15 protein-coding genes and 1 pseudogene are annotated in these 16,936 nt (G+C 71.5%); 10 read left to right on the forward strand and 6 right to left on the reverse strand.

Annotation, left to right across the window (positions count from 1 at the left end):
- Positions 1 to 169: 169 nt before the first annotated feature.
- Entirely contained in the window at positions 170 to 883 is a 714-nt protein-coding gene (locus tag O1G22_RS03775; protein WP_270079962.1) for an LmeA family phospholipid-binding protein, read from the forward strand.
- A 62-nt stretch (positions 884 to 945) separates the two neighbouring features.
- Entirely contained in the window at positions 946 to 1,635 is a 690-nt protein-coding gene (locus O1G22_RS03780; RefSeq protein WP_270079963.1) for an SAM-dependent methyltransferase, read from the forward strand.
- 122 nt (positions 1,636 to 1,757) lie between these two features.
- Here the strand turns inward: O1G22_RS03780 and O1G22_RS03785 are convergent, their stop codons facing one another.
- On the reverse strand, positions 1,758 to 2,819 hold the full coding sequence (locus O1G22_RS03785; RefSeq protein WP_270079964.1) for a cobalamin-independent methionine synthase II family protein: 1,062 nt from the start codon (positions 2,817 to 2,819) through the stop codon (positions 1,758 to 1,760).
- Between the two features lie 562 nt (positions 2,820 to 3,381).
- Between O1G22_RS03785 and O1G22_RS03790 the strand changes: the two genes are divergently transcribed.
- Both O1G22_RS03790 and O1G22_RS03795 read left to right on the forward strand, forming a co-directional pair.
- The gene (locus O1G22_RS03790; protein WP_270079965.1) at positions 3,382 to 4,035 is read left to right on the forward strand and encodes a hypothetical protein; all 654 of its coding nucleotides are present in this window, start codon (positions 3,382 to 3,384) and stop codon (positions 4,033 to 4,035) included.
- 304 nt (positions 4,036 to 4,339) lie between these two features.
- Positions 4,340 to 4,677: pseudogene (locus tag O1G22_RS03795) on the forward strand (alpha/beta hydrolase fold domain-containing protein); the annotation flags it as partial.
- Between the two features lie 225 nt (positions 4,678 to 4,902).
- On the opposite strand, the gene O1G22_RS03800 reads toward O1G22_RS03795, so the two are convergent.
- Positions 4,903 to 6,195: a hypothetical protein gene (locus O1G22_RS03800; protein ID WP_270079966.1), complete on the reverse strand. Its 1,293-nt coding sequence runs from the start codon at positions 6,193 to 6,195 to the stop codon at positions 4,903 to 4,905.
- A gap of 295 nt (positions 6,196 to 6,490) precedes the next feature.
- Between O1G22_RS03800 and O1G22_RS03805 the strand changes: the two genes are divergently transcribed.
- Together O1G22_RS03805 and O1G22_RS03810 are read left to right on the forward strand one after the other, a co-directional pair.
- Positions 6,491 to 7,240, forward strand: a complete 750-nt coding sequence (locus tag O1G22_RS03805) for an SDR family oxidoreductase (protein WP_225100135.1) — start codon at positions 6,491 to 6,493, stop codon at positions 7,238 to 7,240.
- A gap of 210 nt (positions 7,241 to 7,450) precedes the next feature.
- A complete protein-coding gene (locus tag O1G22_RS03810) occupies positions 7,451 to 8,041 on the forward strand; it encodes a YdeI/OmpD-associated family protein (protein ID WP_270079967.1) in 591 nt (196 codons plus the stop codon).
- Between the two features lie 8 nt (positions 8,042 to 8,049).
- Here the strand turns inward: O1G22_RS03810 and O1G22_RS03815 are convergent, their stop codons facing one another.
- Positions 8,050 to 8,415 carry a hypothetical protein gene (locus O1G22_RS03815; RefSeq protein ID WP_270079968.1) on the reverse strand — a complete coding sequence of 122 codons (366 nt, stop codon included), beginning with the start codon at positions 8,413 to 8,415 and terminating at the stop codon, positions 8,050 to 8,052.
- A gap of 168 nt (positions 8,416 to 8,583) precedes the next feature.
- Between O1G22_RS03815 and O1G22_RS03820 the strand changes: the two genes are divergently transcribed.
- A complete protein-coding gene (locus O1G22_RS03820; RefSeq protein WP_270079969.1) occupies positions 8,584 to 9,738 on the forward strand; it encodes a sensor histidine kinase in 1,155 nt (384 codons plus the stop codon).
- A 90-nt stretch (positions 9,739 to 9,828) separates the two neighbouring features.
- Here the strand turns inward: O1G22_RS03820 and O1G22_RS03825 are convergent, their stop codons facing one another.
- Both O1G22_RS03825 and O1G22_RS44755 read right to left on the reverse strand, forming a co-directional pair.
- Positions 9,829 to 11,292 carry a phytoene desaturase family protein gene (locus O1G22_RS03825; RefSeq protein WP_270079970.1) on the reverse strand — a complete coding sequence of 488 codons (1,464 nt, stop codon included), beginning with the start codon at positions 11,290 to 11,292 and terminating at the stop codon, positions 9,829 to 9,831.
- 130 nt (positions 11,293 to 11,422) lie between these two features.
- Positions 11,423 to 11,500, reverse strand: coding sequence for a 50S ribosomal protein bL37 (locus O1G22_RS44755; RefSeq protein ID WP_373305753.1), 78 nt, complete (start codon positions 11,498 to 11,500; stop codon positions 11,423 to 11,425).
- Positions 11,501 to 11,608: 108 nt separating this feature from the next.
- Here O1G22_RS44755 and O1G22_RS03830 point away from each other — a divergent pair, with 108 nt between their 5' ends.
- On the forward strand, positions 11,609 to 12,094 hold the full coding sequence (locus O1G22_RS03830) for a GreA/GreB family elongation factor (RefSeq protein ID WP_270079971.1): 486 nt from the start codon (positions 11,609 to 11,611) through the stop codon (positions 12,092 to 12,094).
- A gap of 27 nt (positions 12,095 to 12,121) precedes the next feature.
- On the opposite strand, the gene O1G22_RS03835 is transcribed toward O1G22_RS03830, so the two are convergent.
- Positions 12,122 to 14,620 (reverse strand): ATP-dependent Clp protease ATP-binding subunit, encoded by a 2,499-nt coding sequence (locus O1G22_RS03835; protein WP_270079972.1) that lies wholly within the window; start codon positions 14,618 to 14,620, stop codon positions 12,122 to 12,124.
- 184 nt (positions 14,621 to 14,804) lie between these two features.
- Here O1G22_RS03835 and O1G22_RS03840 point away from each other — a divergent pair, with 184 nt between their 5' ends.
- Both O1G22_RS03840 and O1G22_RS03845 read left to right on the forward strand, forming a co-directional pair.
- The gene (locus O1G22_RS03840; RefSeq protein ID WP_270079973.1) at positions 14,805 to 15,722 is read left to right on the forward strand and encodes a LysR family transcriptional regulator; all 918 of its coding nucleotides are present in this window, start codon (positions 14,805 to 14,807) and stop codon (positions 15,720 to 15,722) included.
- A 124-nt stretch (positions 15,723 to 15,846) separates the two neighbouring features.
- A complete protein-coding gene (locus tag O1G22_RS03845; RefSeq protein ID WP_270079974.1) occupies positions 15,847 to 16,800 on the forward strand; it encodes an IS481 family transposase in 954 nt (317 codons plus the stop codon).
- Positions 16,801 to 16,936 lie beyond the last annotated feature (136 nt).

Here is a 16,936-nt window from a genome sequence, read left to right on the forward strand (position 1 = left end):
GTGACGCGCCGAAGGCGCACTCCGCGCGCCACATCGGGTGCGCGGGGATGCTCTCGGTTGTCCACAGAGCGTTATCCACAGGCCTGTCGTCCGAGCTGCGGACCGTGCATGATCGGTTCGCGCACTGATCGTGTGCGGCACGAGACCGAGACAAACGGGTGGGGTCGGTATGCAACGTCGATGGGTCAAAGTCCTGGCGATCACGGTCGTGGTCCTGGCCGTGCTGTTCACGGTCGCCGACCGCGTGGCCGTGCACTTCGCGAACAAGGAGGCCGCGCGCCTCGTCAAGGAGAAGTACGACTACGGCAACACCACCGACAGCCACGTGGACGTCTCCATCGAGGGCTTCCCGTTCCTGACACAGGCGTTCAGCCAGAGCTTCGGCCACGTCAGGCTCACGGCCGGGCAGTTCACCATCGACACCACGACCAACGCTCAGGGCGGCTATCTGCCCATCAAGCGGTTCCAGCTCGACCTGCACGGCGTGAACGTGACCTCGCTGACGGCGAGCAGCGCCGAGGTGAACCTCGCCACCGGCACCCTGACCCTGTCGTACGACGAACTGTCCGGCGTCGTCACGAGGTTGGCCGGCAGCGGCGGCCCCATACGCGTGTCCCAGGCCCCAGGCTCGTCCGAGCAGGCGGCGAAGGTCAGGATCACGGGCGCGGTCGGCGGACGGAACGTGGACGGCACGGGCACGCTCCTCGCCCAGGGCGACGAGATCACCCTCACTGTTCCTGGTGCCCGGCAGCCCGCGCCCGCGTGGCGGGTCACGCTCCCGGAGGGCGTCGGCTTCACCGCGGCACGCTCGACCTCGGACGGCGTCGAGATCACCATGGTCGGCCACCAGGTGACGCTGGGCAGATCGCGCTTCACGAGATGAACGCCGGCCACACCCCCGAACACCGGCACCGTCCCGACACACCGACCGGAGAAGACACACCTGTGACGCCGCACTCCGCAGACGAAGAGGCCTGGACGATCTACGGCCAACAGCAGCTCGACCGGGGATACTCGCCACCGGTCCCGGAGCGCATCGACTGGGGCTTCTGGCCGGGTGTGGGTCCGGGGGCGGAGATCATCGGAGACATCCGGGGCAAGCGGGTGCTCGACATCGGTTCGGGCCCCGGCCATCACGCCGTGCACCTGGCCCGCACCTACGGCGCCCTCGTGGACGGCGTCGATCTGTCCCCCACGCAGCACCGACGCGCGCTGAACGACCACGGCACAGAGCCCGGTGTCCGTTTCCTGTGCGCCGACGTCGCCGAGCATCTCCGCCGGACCCAGCGGTCGTACGAAGCCGCGTACGCCCTGCGCACCTTCGGCTGCGTCGATCCACTGCACCTGCTGCCGGCACTGTGCGACGGGCTCGTACGGGGCGCGCCGCTGGTCTTCTCGGCCCTGCACACCGACGCCGACGGACAGGGGCCGTCGAGTGAGCCGGTGGTGCGTCAGGGATACGTCCGGCTGCGTGACCAGGAGCCCATCGCGGTGCGGATGTGGGTGCTGTCACCGGTGCTGTGGGAGGAGCTGCTGGCCGCCCACGGCTTCGACGTGGAGGTGTCCGAGCTTCTCGCCGCCCCAGACGCGGACAATCCCGTGGTCGTCCAGCTGGTCCGCGCCCGGCGCCGTTGAGCGGCCTGCCCATGGGCCTCGGCTGTGCACACCGGTGACACACCGGCGCGCAACGGCCGCGATGACCGCACACCCACTCGGCCGGGCCTCGTCCAGGCCCGTCGAGGGGCGGAACACCGCATCTAGCCGAGGATCTGCGCGGCGAGCGCGGTTCCCTCGACACGGGCACGGATCTTGGCGAACGCCACCTCACGTGACGTGGAGGTGTCGTCGGCGAACGGGGCGAAGCCCGCGTCGTCGCAGGTGCCCAGCTGGTCGACGGGGATGTGCTTGGCGGCCCGCAGCACCCGGTCGCGGACTTGCTCAGCCGTCTCCACGCGCGGATCGGTCGGGTCGGTGACACCGACGAAGACCCGGGTTCCAGGGCGCAGCTCGTCGGCGATCAGGCGCAGAACACGGTCCGGGTCGGCCTCGCTCGCGAGCTGCAGATAGAAGTTGCCCGCGGTGAGCCGAAAGAGCCTGGGCAGCAGCTCGGCGTAGTCGACATCGAGGCTGTGTGTGGCGTTCTGGTCGGCGCCGGGCCCGCTGTAGACACCGATGCGGGCCCGCTCGCTCTCGGTGAAGCGGGCCAGCACCTGGTTGTTGAGGGAGACGAAATCGTCCAGCACCTGCCCGCTGGGGTCGAGCTTGAGGGAGAGACGGGCCTCTTCGAAGTCGAGTTGGACGACATGCGCACCGGCGTCCAGACACCTGCGGATCTCTGCCTCCGCCTCATCGGCCAGCTGGTGGAGGTACTCCTCCCGCGGGTACCCCACGATCCCGGCGGCCGGGTAGAGCAGGCTCAGCGCGGACGGCGCGACGACGGCCTGCTTCACCGGCACCCGGGCGTGCTGCAGGGCGGCGCGCAGGTACTGGTCGGCGGACACCAGATAGCGGAAGGGCCCGGCCGTCAGAGCGGGCAGCTGCCGCTGGTGCCCGTCGGCGAAGGGGATCACCACGCCGTCGGACGACAGGCTGGGGGAGCCCGCGATGGGATAGGTGAGAAAGCTGGGCTTGCTCTGCTCGCCGTCGGTGACGACCGGCGACCCGGCCGCCTCAAGCCGTTCGATGGTGTCACGGACGGCTTCTCGCTGGGCGCTCGTGAAAGCATCCTCGCCCAGTTCCCCGGTCTGGAACGCGGCCCTGGCCTGGAGCAGCTGAGGAGAACGGGGAAGGCTGCCGATGGGTTCGGTAGGGATGATCATGCCGGCAGCCTAGGGAGCACACAGTCAGCGTTGCGGTCCGAACACCTCCCGCTCCCCTGATTCCACCCACACAGGGCACGAGCGCCCCATGGCGTTGACCTTGGCCTTGCCGCTGAGGGCGAGGTTCGGCATTGAGCTACGACCGGCTCCAGGACGCGGCGGCGCCGCCGCGGTGCACGCACGGCCGGCACGCCCTGACCTGCACGGCGCCGGATCGCAGTCGTCGGCGATCGGCGTCCCCGGCCGCCGGAGCCGGCTCGCGCACCAGGAACACATCCACCGCATCCACGGACTCGACCGTGGATATCGGCCGCCCAGGAACGCCATGACCCGACTCCGGTCCAGGCACTCACCACGGGACGGGAGAGGCACGACACATGAACGGCCCCTGTCGCCCATCTTGTCACCGCGCAACGCACAGGCTTCACTCAGCAGAAAACAGGCTGACCCACCCGTATCATCCCCTGTGTTGTGCACCTTCGAAGCACAACTCCCGCTCACCGCCTGCCGTCACCGGTTTCGTGGAGCGAGCGGCACATCACCGCCGGACACGGAGGAACAGATGTCTGAAAGCATCACACCCGTCACCGAGTTGACCTCGCAGTACGTCAGCCAGGTGTCCAATGACCTCGAACACAATGTCAAGGAACAGGAACGCATCACGGCCGAAATCGCGGCACTGCAAGAGCAGTTGACCGGTCTGCAGCATGATCACGGCGTCCTCGTGAGCATGCAGCAGGCGCTCGGTGTCACGCCCCCGGCCGCCACCGAGGGCGTCGTGGTGCCCGCCCCGCGCAAGAAGTCCACCACGGCGACCGGCCCGGTGAAGACGCCGAAGAAGGCGAGCGTGCCGGAGCCCGAGGCCAAGAAGCAGCCGGCCAAGAAGCCCGTGGCGAAGAAGGCGGCGGCGAAGAAGCCCGAGGCCAAGAAGGCTGCCCCGCAGGCGGCTCAGCCCACGCTCGTCGAACTCGTCCGGCGTCACCTGGCGGACCAGAAGGAGCCCCGTTCCGCGGCCGAGGTCGCCGAGGCGCTCGGCAAGGCACTTCCCGACCGGGAGATCCAGACCAAGGTCATCCGCACCACGCTGGAGAACCTGGTGGCCCGCAACGGCGCCCAGCGCACCAAGCAGGGCACGTCCGTCTTCTACACCGTTCCCGCTGCCGCCGAGCCTGCGGCCGCGAGCGAGCCGGAGGCCGGGTCCGACGCCTCCGCGTGACCCGTGGCCGCGGTGCCGGCCGTGCCACCCGGGCGCCGAAGAAGTGTCTCCGGCCGCTCGGGACCGGTCGTGGTCGGCACCGGCGCGTGTCGGTTCCGGTCCTCCAGGTGGCGATCGGCCGTGCCGTGTCGTGGACGAGGAGGCCGCGCGGGGCCGAAGCCGGCCCGACGGCCGTCCTGGAGCAACGAGACCGCGCCCATCACCTGGACGTGGAAGACGACGAAGCCCTCGGCATGACCGGCCGAGCATGCGCGACCGTACGACTGAGCCGCTGAGCGCCGCCCTGACGGTGCACACACCATCCGAGGCCCGCCACCCGGTCGCCATCGAGCAGAGCTACGCCGTCGCCCAGTGGGTCGTCGGGCAGGGCGCGGCCAAGGCCCTGGACGGGTCCCGGCCGGCCGTGGCCGGTGTCTCCGTCGGCGGCAACATGAGCGCCGCGCTCACCCCCGGATGGCCAAGGAGCGGGGCGGTCCCACGCTGGTCCAGCAGGTGCCGTGTCACCCGGCGACCGACGAGGCCGAGCGCGCCCAGATCATCCAGGACTTCGTGATGCTCAACGTCCTGCGCGGCACCCACGCGGCCGGGGCGGCCATCGACCTGGCCGTCCGCACGCTGCGCTCCGCTCTGCACACCGACTGAGCCGGAAGGTCGCGTCTCCTGTATGCCGGTGCCCCACGTGCTCTCCACGGCGCCGGCCTCCCCAGAGGGTGACGGGGTGCCGGCGGCGGTCCGCTCCCCCTGAGACCGCCGCCGGCTGCTTGTCAGGAATTCGGTCTCCCGTGACGTACCCTCGCTCGCGATGATTATCTGCGGTCGCCGTGCAGAAATGATTCCGCCGCGACATTTCATACAGAATTACCAGCGTCATTCGCAGGCGGACCGAACTTCCCGCAACAGCGCCGGATAAGCCTCTCCGCAGGCGGCGACGGCCGCGAACACCGCGTCGAGGGCCGCCCGCAACGGATCGCTCTCCCCGGCGCCCAGCAGTGCGGGCAGAGCCATGTGCGGCTGGGAGACGGGCGGGGACGGGCCGGGCGCGCCGATCGTGGCCCACAGCTTGTAGCCCGTCGCTCGGGTGGGCTCCGGCGCGGGCTCTTGGGAGCGCCCCGGCTCCTTCGCCCGGTCGGCAGCCGGTCCCACGATCCATACGGTCGGTTCGGGCGCCGGAACCGGCAGGCACACCTCGTCACCGGCGGGCGCCTGGAACGGCGGACGCTCAGGTGGGACGGCCCGCCTCACGGTCCGGTGCGGGACATCCGGATCGGCGTCAAAGGCCCGCCAGGCCCGCTCCGAGTCGTCGAGGGGCGGCGGCAGTGGCCGTCCCTCCGCCACAGCGGTGAGTCCGGCTGCGATCCAGTCCAGCTCCGCCAGCCCCGCGGCCTCGCACGCGCGACGCGCGGCCAGCAGGGCCACCGCACGCTGTACCTCGGGGCCGGCCGCGTCGATGGCGTGCACGAGAGGCGCATCGAAGTCGATCAGACCGAGCACGTTGCCGTCGACCTCGCGCAGCGCCGGGCTCGGCGACCGACCGCCCCATGCCCACCGCTCATAGGCCAACTCGCGTTCCTTTTCTGCTTCTTCCTGTGCAAGACGGGCCCGGCGTTCGGCTGCCGCGCGTTCGGCCGGTGTGGGCGGCGGTGGCAGCTCGCGGGCGTAGCCGTGCCAGTAGGCCGCCATCCGCGAGGTCTGCCGCACGACGCGGTCCGGTGCGGGCGGGCCGGGCCAGAACTGCAGGAGACAGCAGTCCAGTCGGGGCTCCTCGTCCAGCCGGGTGTCCTTCCGGTGGGCCGCGTCCATGCCCTTGGCGCAGTACCGCACCCGGTAGTCGGTCTCGGCCAGGTCCAGCTCCCAGGTGTCCTCCCACGCCCACCGCACGAGCCTCGTCCCGTCGGAGACGGGGCGGAAGGACACCTCCACGACGTCCTCCCAGCCCTCGTCCAACGGCGGTGCCTCCTCGTGCACTTCCACCGTGAAGCCCACATCGCCCGTGTGCAGTCCGGTGGTCAGCCACAGTGCGCCCGGAACGGCAGCCCCGCAGAGCCCGGTGGGCTGGCCGGCGAACGCCTCCGCGAGATCAGGGCCGAAACTGTCGGGATCGCTCTCGACATAGATCTGACCGTAGTGGACGAACACCTCTCCCTCGACCGGCCTGCGCATCACTGCCCCCCCCGCTCACGGAACCGGGCCGCGCTTCCCCGAGCGAGCCGTGCCCGGCACACTACGGCCCGGCACTGACAACGCCCTGGCGCAACAGCGCGTCGGAGCGGCTGCCGACAGCGGCCTTCGGACCGGCGTACGCGGGCCGTCGCAGGCGGACGAAGCATCTCGTGCCCCTTCTCTTCTGACGGTGTGACCGTGTGGCGCCCGTCCGCGGCGGGCGGCCGGGGCTCGCCATCAGGTCGAGGTCCGTTCACCGCCAGCGTGTCTCGCCTCCCGCCCCTGAAATGGAGTCATGACTTCACAAGCACCCCTGAACGGCAGAAAGGCACTGGTCACCGGCGGCAGCCGTGGGATCGGCGCGGCGACGGCACGACGACTGGCGCAGGAGGGCGCGGACGTGGCCGTGACCTATGTGCACGGCAAGGAGGCAGCACAGGAGGTGGTACGCGACATCGAGGCGCTCGGGCGGCGGGCGGTCGCCCTGCGGGCGGATGCCGCGGACGCGGCGGAGGCGGCCGGCGCGGTGCACCGTGCGGCGGAGGCGCTCGGGGGCCTGGACGTGCTGGTGAACAACGCGGCCCTCGGCCTGATGCAGCCACTGGAGGACATGTCGCTCGCCGACGTGGACCGGCTCATCGCCGTGAACGTGCGCGGGGTGTTCCTCGCCTCCCAGGCCGCTGCCGCGCTCATGGCACCCGGAGGGCGGATCGTCACCGTCGGCAGTTGCATCACCCAGCACGTGCCCGCCCCCGGCGGCACGCTGTACGCGATGAGCAAGTCGGCCGTCGTGGGGCTGACCAAGGCGCTGGCCCGGGAGTTGGGCGGGCGCGGGATCACCGCGAACGTCGTCCACCCGGGCCCGACCGACACCGATATGAACCCCGCCGACGGGCCCTTCGCGGCCGGCCAGGCGGCCATGACCGCGCTGGGCCGCTACGGCACGGCCGAGGAGGTGGCCTCCGCCGTCGCCTACCTCGCCGGCCCGGAGGCGGCGTACATGACGGGGGCGGAGCTGTCGGTGGACGGCGGGCACGCGGCATGAGCGGGCGGGGCGCATCGGACTTCGGCCCGGCGCGCCCCGACGCGACCCGCTCCACCCGCTCCACCCGCTCCACCAAATGGTGCGCCCCGACTCGGCCATGTCGACCAGGCGGTGTGTCCGTTGCCCGCCCCGGCTCGGGCCGACCGGCCGATGGACCGGTGTTTCGCGTGCCGGTTGACCGTGACCGAGGGATGGCTTTGGATGGGGGCCATGTCGGGTGGCGCACAGGCCGGGGCGGAGCCGCTTCTCCTCTTCTCCACGCAGGACGCGTGGGAGCAGTGGCTGGAGGAGAACCACACGGATGTCACGGGTGTCTGGCTGAAGATCCCGAAGAAGGGCTCGGGAATCGACGGCGTCGACTACGCGCGGGCTCTGGAGTCGGCACTCTGCTTCGGCTGGATCGACGGGCAGAAGAAGAAGCTGGACGAGCTGCACTGGTTGCAGCGCTTCACTCCGCGCCGACGGGGCAGCAAGTGGTCGCAGGTGAACCGGCAGAAGGCGGTCGAGCTGACCGAGCAGGGCCGGATGCGACCGGCCGGTCTGCGGGAGGTGGAGCAGGCCAGGGCGGACGGCCGCTGGGAGGCCGCGTACGCCGCTCAGAGCACGGCGACGGTGCCCGATGATCTCCAGGCCGCCCTGGACGCCGTCCCGGAGGCGCGGGCCTTCTTCGCGACCCTGGACAGCCGCAACCGGTACGCGATCCTGTACCGGGTCCAGGACGCGAAGAGGCCCCAGACCCGGGCGGACCGCATCGAGAAGTTCGTCGCCATGCTCGCCGAGCAGCGGAAGATCTATCCCTGACCGGTGGCTCAGGCGCGCCCGGTCTGCGGCTTGCCGCGCCGCTTCGGGAGCAGTCCGAACCCCGCCCCCAGCGCGACGAGGCCCATCCCCACCGCGGCCATGGCGCCCTGCGTGCCGTCCACCGCGACCGCGCAGAACGCGGCGACGGTGCCGTTGAACAGGAACAGGAACCACAGCACCGGCCGGCGCGACAGGAAGGACTTGACCGGCTCCTTGCGGGCGATCCGGGAACCGGCCACCAGCGAGAGGGCGATGCCGCCGTAGGTGGCCACGCTCTTCGCCGTGCCGTCGAGGACGGTGCCGGAGGCCGCCGCCGCCGAGAGTCCGGCGACGAACGTGATCCAGAGGGTGGCCGTGGTGAGCAGGGACTTCATGAGGGAACTGCCTTCCGGGGAGGGGCGGGAACGTGTGGTTCCACCGTCTCGTCACCCGGTCGCGGCCACGAGGGTGTGCGCTCCCGAAGCGGGGGTGTAGCCCACTACACCCCGTTGGTGTGGGCCGCTCCCCCGCCATCGGGCAGCCGGGCACCTAGCGTGGTCGGTATGCGGAAAACCATGCGGCAGGCCGGGCGGGCCACGGTTCATCTGGTGCTGGCGGGGGCGATGGTGTTCGGCCTCTGCCTCTTCGTCACCGTGCTGCTGATCACCGCTGTCGGCACGCTCGCGGTGGTCGGGGCCTGGCTGCTGCCCGAGACCGTGCTGCTGATCCGGCGGATCGCCGGGGCCAAGCGCGCCATGACGGCTGTGTGGACGGGCCGGGAGATCCCCGAGGCGTACCAGCCGGTCACCGGTCCGCTGCGGCAGCGGCTGCGCACCGCCGTCCGCGACCCCGGTACGCGCACCGATCTGCGCTGGATGTTCGCCTCGTACGGCTACGGCACCCTCGTCCTGGTCGCGTTGCCGCTGTGGCCGCTCGGCCTGGTGGCCGACGGGGTGTGGTGCGGGCTGCTGCGGCGCGCCCCGGTCGTCCTGCCGCTGATCACCCGGCTCGCCGACCTGGAGGCCCGCTGGTCACAGGCCCTGCTCAGGCCCGCTCCGCAGGCGCTGCTGGCCGCCCGGGTCGAGCGGCTGGCGGCCACCCGTGCCGACGCCATCATCGCCCACGAGGCCGAACTGCGCCGTATCGAACGCGATCTGCACGACGGCGCCCAGGCCCGCCTGGTGGCCCTCTCGATGCGGCTCGGGCTCGCCCTGCGTGCCTACGACCGGGACCCCGAGGCCGCCCGCGCGCTCCTCGTCGACGCGCATCACCACGCCCAGGAGGCACTGACCGAGCTGCGGCACGTGGTGCGCGGCATCCACCCGCCGGTGCTCACCGACCGGGGTCTCGTCGGAGCCGTACGGGCCCTCGCGGCGAGCAGCGGGCTCGATGTGACCGTGAGCGTGACGGGCGGCCTGGAGGAGGGACCACGGCCTCCGGCGGCGATCGAGGCCGCCGCGTACTTCGCCGTGGCCGAGGCGCTGACCAACGCGGCCAAACACGGCGGCGGCCGGCGGGCGGACGTACGGCTGGAGCGCCTGCGCGGCGGGCTGCGGACCGTGATCGGCGACGACGGCCACGGGGGCGCCGACGAGCGGGGCGGCACGGGCCTGCTCGGCGTCCGGCGCCGGGTCGCCGCCCTGGACGGCGAGCTGACGGTGACCAGCCCCGCCGGCGGCCCGACCGTGATCGAGGTGGAGCTTCCCTGCGTGTGGTGACGGCCCGCGCCGAGGGTCTTGATCACGATCCCGGACTGCACGACCGTCACAGCACACATGCCTCGGGCACGCTCGATGCCTAGGCACGCGTCACCAGTCACGATCCGCCGTTTGCGGCGTCGCCGACCCGGGAGTTGCCCGGAGCCCCAGCTGACGCAGTGCGGCCGCCGCCGCTCCGGCGCCGCACAGGCCGTGGGCGCCGGGGCCCGGCGGGGTGGCCGCTGAGCAGAGGAACACCCCGGGCAGGCCGGTGGCATACGGGTCGAGGGCCGGGCGGGGGCCCAGGAGGAGCTGGGGGGCGGTCTTGGCTCCGGTGATGATGTCGCCGCCGGTGAAGTTGGGGTTGGCGGCGGCGAACCGGGCGGGTGGGGTGGCCCGCAGGCCCACGATGCGGTCGCGGGCGCCGGGGGCGAACCGCTCCAGTTGCCCGAGGATCGCCTCGGTGGCGTCCGCGTCGTAGCCGTGCGGGACATGGGCGTAGGTGTACACGGGGTGGACGTCACCGGCCGAGCGGGCGGGGTCGGCCAGGTACTGCTGGCCGACCAGGACGAAGGGGCGTTCGGGCATGCGGCCGGCCACCACGTCCCGCTCCGCCCGTGCCACCTCGGCGAGCGGGCCGCCCAGATGCACCGTGGACGCCCGGCGCGCGTGCGCGTTCGTCCAGGGCACACCGCCCTCGACGGCCAGGTCGAGCTTGAAGACGGCGGGTGCGCGACGGAAGCGCCGGTAGGCGTCGCGCACCCGGGCGGGCAGCCGGTCGCCGTACAGGGCCGCGACCTGGCCCGGGTCGAGGTCGAGGAGGGTGACGTCGGCGGGTGGCAGCTGCCGGCGGTCGGTGACGCGGACGCCGGTGTGGACGGTGCCTCCGTGCTCGCGCAGTACGCGCTCCATGGCGTGCGCGATGGACTGCGAACCGCCCTCGGCCACGGCCCAGCCGGCCGCGTGGCCCGCGGTGAGGATGCCGAGTCCGATCGCCGAGGTGAACGGGCGGGACAACGAGCGCATGGCGTGCGCCGCGACGCCGGCCCACAGCGCCCGCGCCTGGGGCGTGCGGAAGAGGCGGCCGAGAACAGTGGCGGGCAGGGTGGTGGGCAGGCCGAAGCGGGCGAGCAGCAGCGGGTGGGAGGGGAGGCGCAGGAGGGGGCCCAGCGCATCGTGGGCCAGGGCGTCCCAGTGCCGTACGGGGGTGGTGAACAGGGCCTGGTAGCGGTCCCCGTCGGGGCCGAGCAGGCGGGCGGTGTCCGGTACGGAGCGCAGCAGCACCCCGGCACTGCCGTCGTCCAGCGGGTGTACGCAGTCGACGTCGGCCGTCCGCCAGCGCAGCCCGTACCGGTCGAGGCCGAGGGCGCGCAGGGCCGGGGACGTGACGGCGGTGGGGTGGATCGCCGAGCAGTGGTCGTGCAGCAGGCCGGGCAGGAGGGCCTCGGAGCTGCGGGTGCCGCCGCCGATCTCGTCCGCCGCTTCCAGGACCGTCACCTCCAGCCCCGCCTTGGCGAGAAAGGCAGCGGCGGCGAGCCCGTTGGGCCCGGCGCCGACCACGACCGCGGACGTCATGCCGTGCCCCCCGAGGTGACTCGTGCAGGAATCAGATGGCCGCGGTGATCGTAATCCTCGGCCGCTCCGTCCTCGGTTGCCCGCCCCGGCTCAGCTCAGCACCGCTCCGTCCTCGGCTGCCCGCCCCAGGTCAGCACTGGGGCCGCTTGCCGTGGTTGGCGGCGTGGCCGCGCCGTGACTTCTTCTTCCGGCGTCGCTTCGAGGACATGGCAACCTCCTGCCGAGGAAACGATTCGATATACGCTACGAAAAATATCCCTTGTCACCTTTCAAAGCATCTTGAACCATATGCACCCTTTGGAGTGAAGGAGCCGCCATGACCGGTGACCCGGAGCCGATCAGCGCCACGGCCCGGCGCGCGCTGGAGCAGGAGCTGGCCGACCTGCGTGACGAGCGGCGACTCGTCGCCGGGACCGTGCGGGACACCGCCGAGGTGGGCGACAGCGCCGACGAGGCCGACGAGTTGCGGCGTGCCGACCAGCTAGACCGCCTGGACCGCCGTATCGAGGACATCACGGTACGGCTGCGTCAGGCGGCCGTGGCCGGGCCCGCACCCACCGATGCCGTGGGGGTGGGCAGCACGGTCACCGTCCGCTTCCCGGACGGCTCGGTGGAGACCCTGCAGGTCGGGGAGGTCGCCGAGGCCCTGGACCAGAACCTGGTCACCGTCGACAGCCCGTTCGGCCAGGCCCTGCTCGGCCACCGTCCCGGCGACACCGTCCGCTTCAGGACACCGGGCGGGCCGGCGAGCGCGGTCGTGGTGTCGATCGGCGAGCAAGGTGACCAAGACAAGCAGGGCTGAACGGCCGTTGCCGGTAGCGGTGGTTGGTCACGTGCCGTCGGCGTCGGTGCCTTTCCGCACCGAGCAGTGCAGCGAGTCCTCCACCACGTCGGCGACGATCGTCTCCCCGGGCTCGGCTTCACCGCTCAGCAGCAGGTCGGCGATCCGGTTGTCGAGTTCCGCCTGGATGGTGCGGCGCAGCGGACGGGCGCCGAACTCCGGCTGGTGGCCGTGCGCGATGAGCAGCTTCTTCGCGGACTCCGTGACGTCGAGCCGCATGCCCTGGGCGTGCACCCGGCGCTTGCTCCGGTCCAGCAGATGGTCCGCGATCCGGCTCAGGTCGTCCTCGGTCAGACCGTGGAAGATGATGATGTCGTCGATGCGGTTGAGGAACTCCGGCAGGAACCTTCCCCGCAGGTCCTCCATCAACTCGTCCTTCAGTTCGGACACATCGCCCTTGTGGTCGAGGATGCGGTGCGCGCCGATGTTGGACGTCATGATGACCACACAGTGCCGGAAGTCGACGGTGCGGCCCTGCCCGTCGGTCAGCCGTCCGTCGTCCAGGATCTGCAGCAGGGTGTTGAACACATCGGGGTGGGCCTTCTCCACCTCGTCGAACAGCACCACACTGTACGGCCGGCGGCGCACCTTCTCGGTCAGCTGGCCCGCCTCCTCGAAGCCGACGTATCCGGGAGGGGCGCCGACGAGCCGGGCGACGGTGTGCTTCTCCTGGAACTCGCTCATGTCGAAGCGGATCATCCGGTCCTCGTCGCCGAACAGCAATGCCGCGAGGGTCTTGGCGAGTTCGGTCTTGCCGACACCGGTGGGGCCGAGGAAGAGGAACGATCCCACGGGCCGGTCCGGGTCGCCCATGCCCGCGCGATTGCGGCGCACGGCCTGCGAGACGGCGGTGACCGCCTCGTCCTGGCCGACGATCCGGGCGTGCAACTCCTCCTCCAGCCTGAGGAGTCTCTCCTTCTCGCCTGCGGTGAGCTGGGCGACCGGAATGCCCGTGCGGCGGGAGACGACATCCGCGATGTCGGCGGCCGTGACGGACACGACGCCCTCGCGGCGCTCCTCGATCCCGGCGAGTTCGGCCTCCACCTCGGAGAGCTCCCGCTTCAGCTCGGAGGCCCGCTCGAAGTCCTCGGCGGAGACGGCCTGTTCGAGTTCCCGGCGCAGCTTGGCGATCCGGTCCTCGCGGCTGACGACCTCGGTGGACCGGCTCACACTGCGCAGCCGTACCCGGGCACCGGCCTGGTCCATGACGTCGATGGCCTTGTCAGGCAGGAAGCGGTCGGTGACGTAGCGGTCGGACAGCTCGGCGGCCGCGGCCAACGCCCGGTCGTCGAAGCGGACTTGATGGTGGGCCTCGTAGGAGTCGCGGAGTCCTTCGAGGATCTGGACGGTCTCCTCGACCGTGGGCTCGGGGACCATCACGGGCTGGAACCGGCGCTCCAACGCCGCGTCCTTCTCGACGTACTTGCGGTACTCGTCGACGGTGGTGGCGCCCACCACACGGAGTTCGCCGCGCGCGAGCGCGGGCTTGAGCATGTTGCCCGCGTCCATGGAGCCCTCGCCGGTGGCACCGGCGCCGACGACCGTGTGGAGTTCGTCGATGAACAGGATGATCCGGCCCTTGGCGGCCTGGACGTCCCCGATGACCTTCTTCAGCCGTTCCTCGAACTGGCCCCGGTACTGCGCGCCCGCCACCATGCCCGACAGGTCGAGGGCGACGACCCGCTTGTCCTTCAGGGTGTCCGGGACCTCGCCCGCCACGATGCGCTGGGCGAGCCCCTCGACGATGGCGGTCTTGCCGACGCCGGGTTCCCCGATGAGGACGGGGTTGTTCTTGGAGCGCCGGGAGAGGATCTCGACGGTCTGCTCGATCTCCTCGGCGCGCCCCACCACCGGGTCGAGCCTGCCCGCCCTGGCCTCTTCCGTCAGGTCCCGGCCGAACTCGTCCAGCGTCGTGGCCGGCTGCGGGCGCTCGGCGGGCGCCGCGTCGGCGCGGGCGGCCTGTTCGGCCAGGCCCGCCAGCTTCCGCGGGTCCGTGCCCTCGGCCCGCAGCAGCCTGGCGGCACCGGCGTCGCTGTCGCTCAGCAGGGCGCCGAGGATGTGCTCCGGGCCGATGTACGACACACCGGCCGCCTGGGACTGGGCATAGGCGGCGCCGAGCGTGCGTTTGGCCGCCGGGGTCAGGCCCGGCTGCGATGACGGCTCCCCGGACTCGCGCGGCAAGATCTCGGCGATCTCGGCCGCGAGGGTGTCGGGGTCGACGCCCGCCTGGGAGAGCAGCCGCCGGGACGGGTCGACCTGGGTGGCCGCCCAGAGCAGATGTTCCGTGTCCAGGTCGGTCGTCCCGTCCTCGACGGCCCGCTGCGCGGCGAGGTTGAGCAGTTGCTGCGACGACTCCGTCAGCAGCCGTCCGATCGGCACGCGCTGCACCGCGGGAGGCGAGGACGCCGGTGACATCCCGAAGAACCGGTTGAACATCTCGCTGAACGGATCCGACGAACCGAAGGGTGCACCGAACGACATCGACATGACAGCTCCTGGGCGCGGAGAACCAGCGATCCGCGGGGGTCCGTAACGCAGGGGTCGGCGATCCGGGGGCAGTACGCGAACCGGTACTCGCTCCGGAGTCAGTAATCACTGAACCCCGCCGCGCACGGCACCGCAAACGGAGGGGCGCTTGGCATTCCGGGGTGCCGTCGGGTACACCCGTGGCGTGCTCTTTCGTCAGCTCGAATACCTCGTCGCGCTCTCCCGGGAGCGGCATTTCGCCCGTGCCGCCCAGGCCTGCTACGTCTCCCAGCCCGCCCTGTCGGAGGCGCTGCGCAAGCTGGAGGAGGAACTCGATGTGCCGCTGGTGCGGCGCGGCCGCAAGTACGAGGGTCTCACCCCGGAAGGGGAGCGCATCGTCGTGTGGGCGCAGCGGATCCTGGCCGACCGCGACGCCCTCAAGGACGAGGTCGACGCCCTGCGCAGCGGCCTGAGCGGCCGGATACGGATCGGTTCGGTGCCGACCGCGTCCGGCGCCGTAGCCCATCTGACCGGGCCGTTCTGCGCGGCGCACCCGCTGGTCACGGTGGAGGTCATCGCGGACATGCAGTCGGTGGACATCCTGCGGCAGCTGCAGAACTTCGAGCTGGACGCGGGGGTGACCTATCTGCGCGCGGACGTGTCGGAACAGTTCCACACGGTTCCGCTGTACCAGGAGCGGTACGTCCTGCTGCTCCCGGCCGCCGACAGCCTGGCCCGGCGTACGACGGCCACGTGGGCGGAGGCGGCGCGGCTGCCGCTGTGTCTGCTGACCCAGGCGATGCAGGGGCGCCGGGTGCTGGACGAGCTGTTCGCCGAGGCGGGGGCGCAGGCCTCGCCCCGGTTGGAGACCGACTCCGTGGCGGCGCTGTTCGCCCATGTCAGGACGGGCCGGTGGGCGAGCATCGTGGCGCACGCCTGGCTGCATGTGTTCGGTGTGCCGCACGGCATGCGGGCGGTGCCGCTGGTGGAGCCCGCCGCCTCCGTACCGGTGGGCCTGGTGATCGCCGCCCGGGAGCCTGAGTCGGTCATGGCCAGGGCCCTGACGGACATGGCCCGCAGCACCGATGTGGCCACGGCCCTGGACCGCATCCCGGGGGACTAGGTGTTCTGTCCGGGGAGGTTGTGGACGGGTGAGCCAGGTCTCGGCTGAGGGATCTTGAACGGGTGAGGGCCTTCCGGGTTCGGTGTGGATTGCGACATCTGCACCGAGCACCGAGAAGGCCCTCTTGCCTCACCGTAATGCACCCCTGACCGAGACCGGTCGCCTGCGTCCGGCCCGCTGCGTCGTCGAGGACGGCTGGACCCTGCGCCGGGCTGCCGAACGTTTCCAGGTCTCCCCGACCACCGCCCAACGCTGGGCCGACCGCTACCGGGCGTTCGGCGAGGCAGGCATGGCCGACCGTTCCAGCCGCCCGCGCACCAGCCCCCGCCAGACCCCGACCCGTACCGAACGGCGCATCATCAAGGTCCGCCTCCTGCGCCGCTGGGGGCCGGCCCGCATCGCGCACCTGCTCCGACTGGTGCCCTCGACGGTGCACCGCGTGCTGACCCGCTACCGACTGGCCCGCCTGACGCATCTGGACCGGGCAACGGGCCGTGTCATACGCCGCTACGAGCGCCAACGGCCCGGCGAACTGGTGCACGTGGACATCAAGAAGCTCGGCAACATCCCCGACGGCGGCGGACACAAGGTGCTGGGCCGGCAGGCCGGCCGCAAAACCCGTTCCGCAAGCGGCTACAGCTACCTCCACACCGCCGTCGACGACCACTCCCGCCTCGCCTACAGCGAGATCCACACCGACGAGAAGAAGGAGACCGCCACCGCGTTCTGGACCCGCGCCCAAACGTTCTTCGCCCAGGCCGGGGTCACCGTCGAACGGGTCCTGACCGACAACGGAGCGTGCTACCGCTCCCGGGACTGGCGCGACGTGCTGGCAGCGGCCGGGATCGCCCACAAGCGAACCCGGCCCTACCGGCCCCAGACGAACGGCAAGGTGGAACGCTTCAACCGCACCCTGCTCGAGGAGTGGGCCTACGCCCGCCCCTACCACTCGGGGACCGAACGACGCGAGGCGTTCCCCGGCTGGCTGCACACCTACAATCACCACCGCGGCCACACCGCGCTGAAAGGGCAACCACCCGCCAGCCGCGTCCCCAACCTCACGGGTCAGTACAACTAGGGCCTGTCCGGCGGATCAGGTCGGAGGAAACGCGCGGCTCCGTCCGGCCGACCCGAGCGGGGGCTGGTGCGTGCAGCTGCAAGGCGGAGGACGCCGTGACATCAGCCGCTGCCGCGGCGGGCGACGCGATGGGGGT

Source organism: Streptomyces camelliae (assembly GCF_027625935.1).
Taxonomy (GTDB): domain Bacteria; phylum Actinomycetota; class Actinomycetes; order Streptomycetales; family Streptomycetaceae; genus Streptomyces; species Streptomyces camelliae.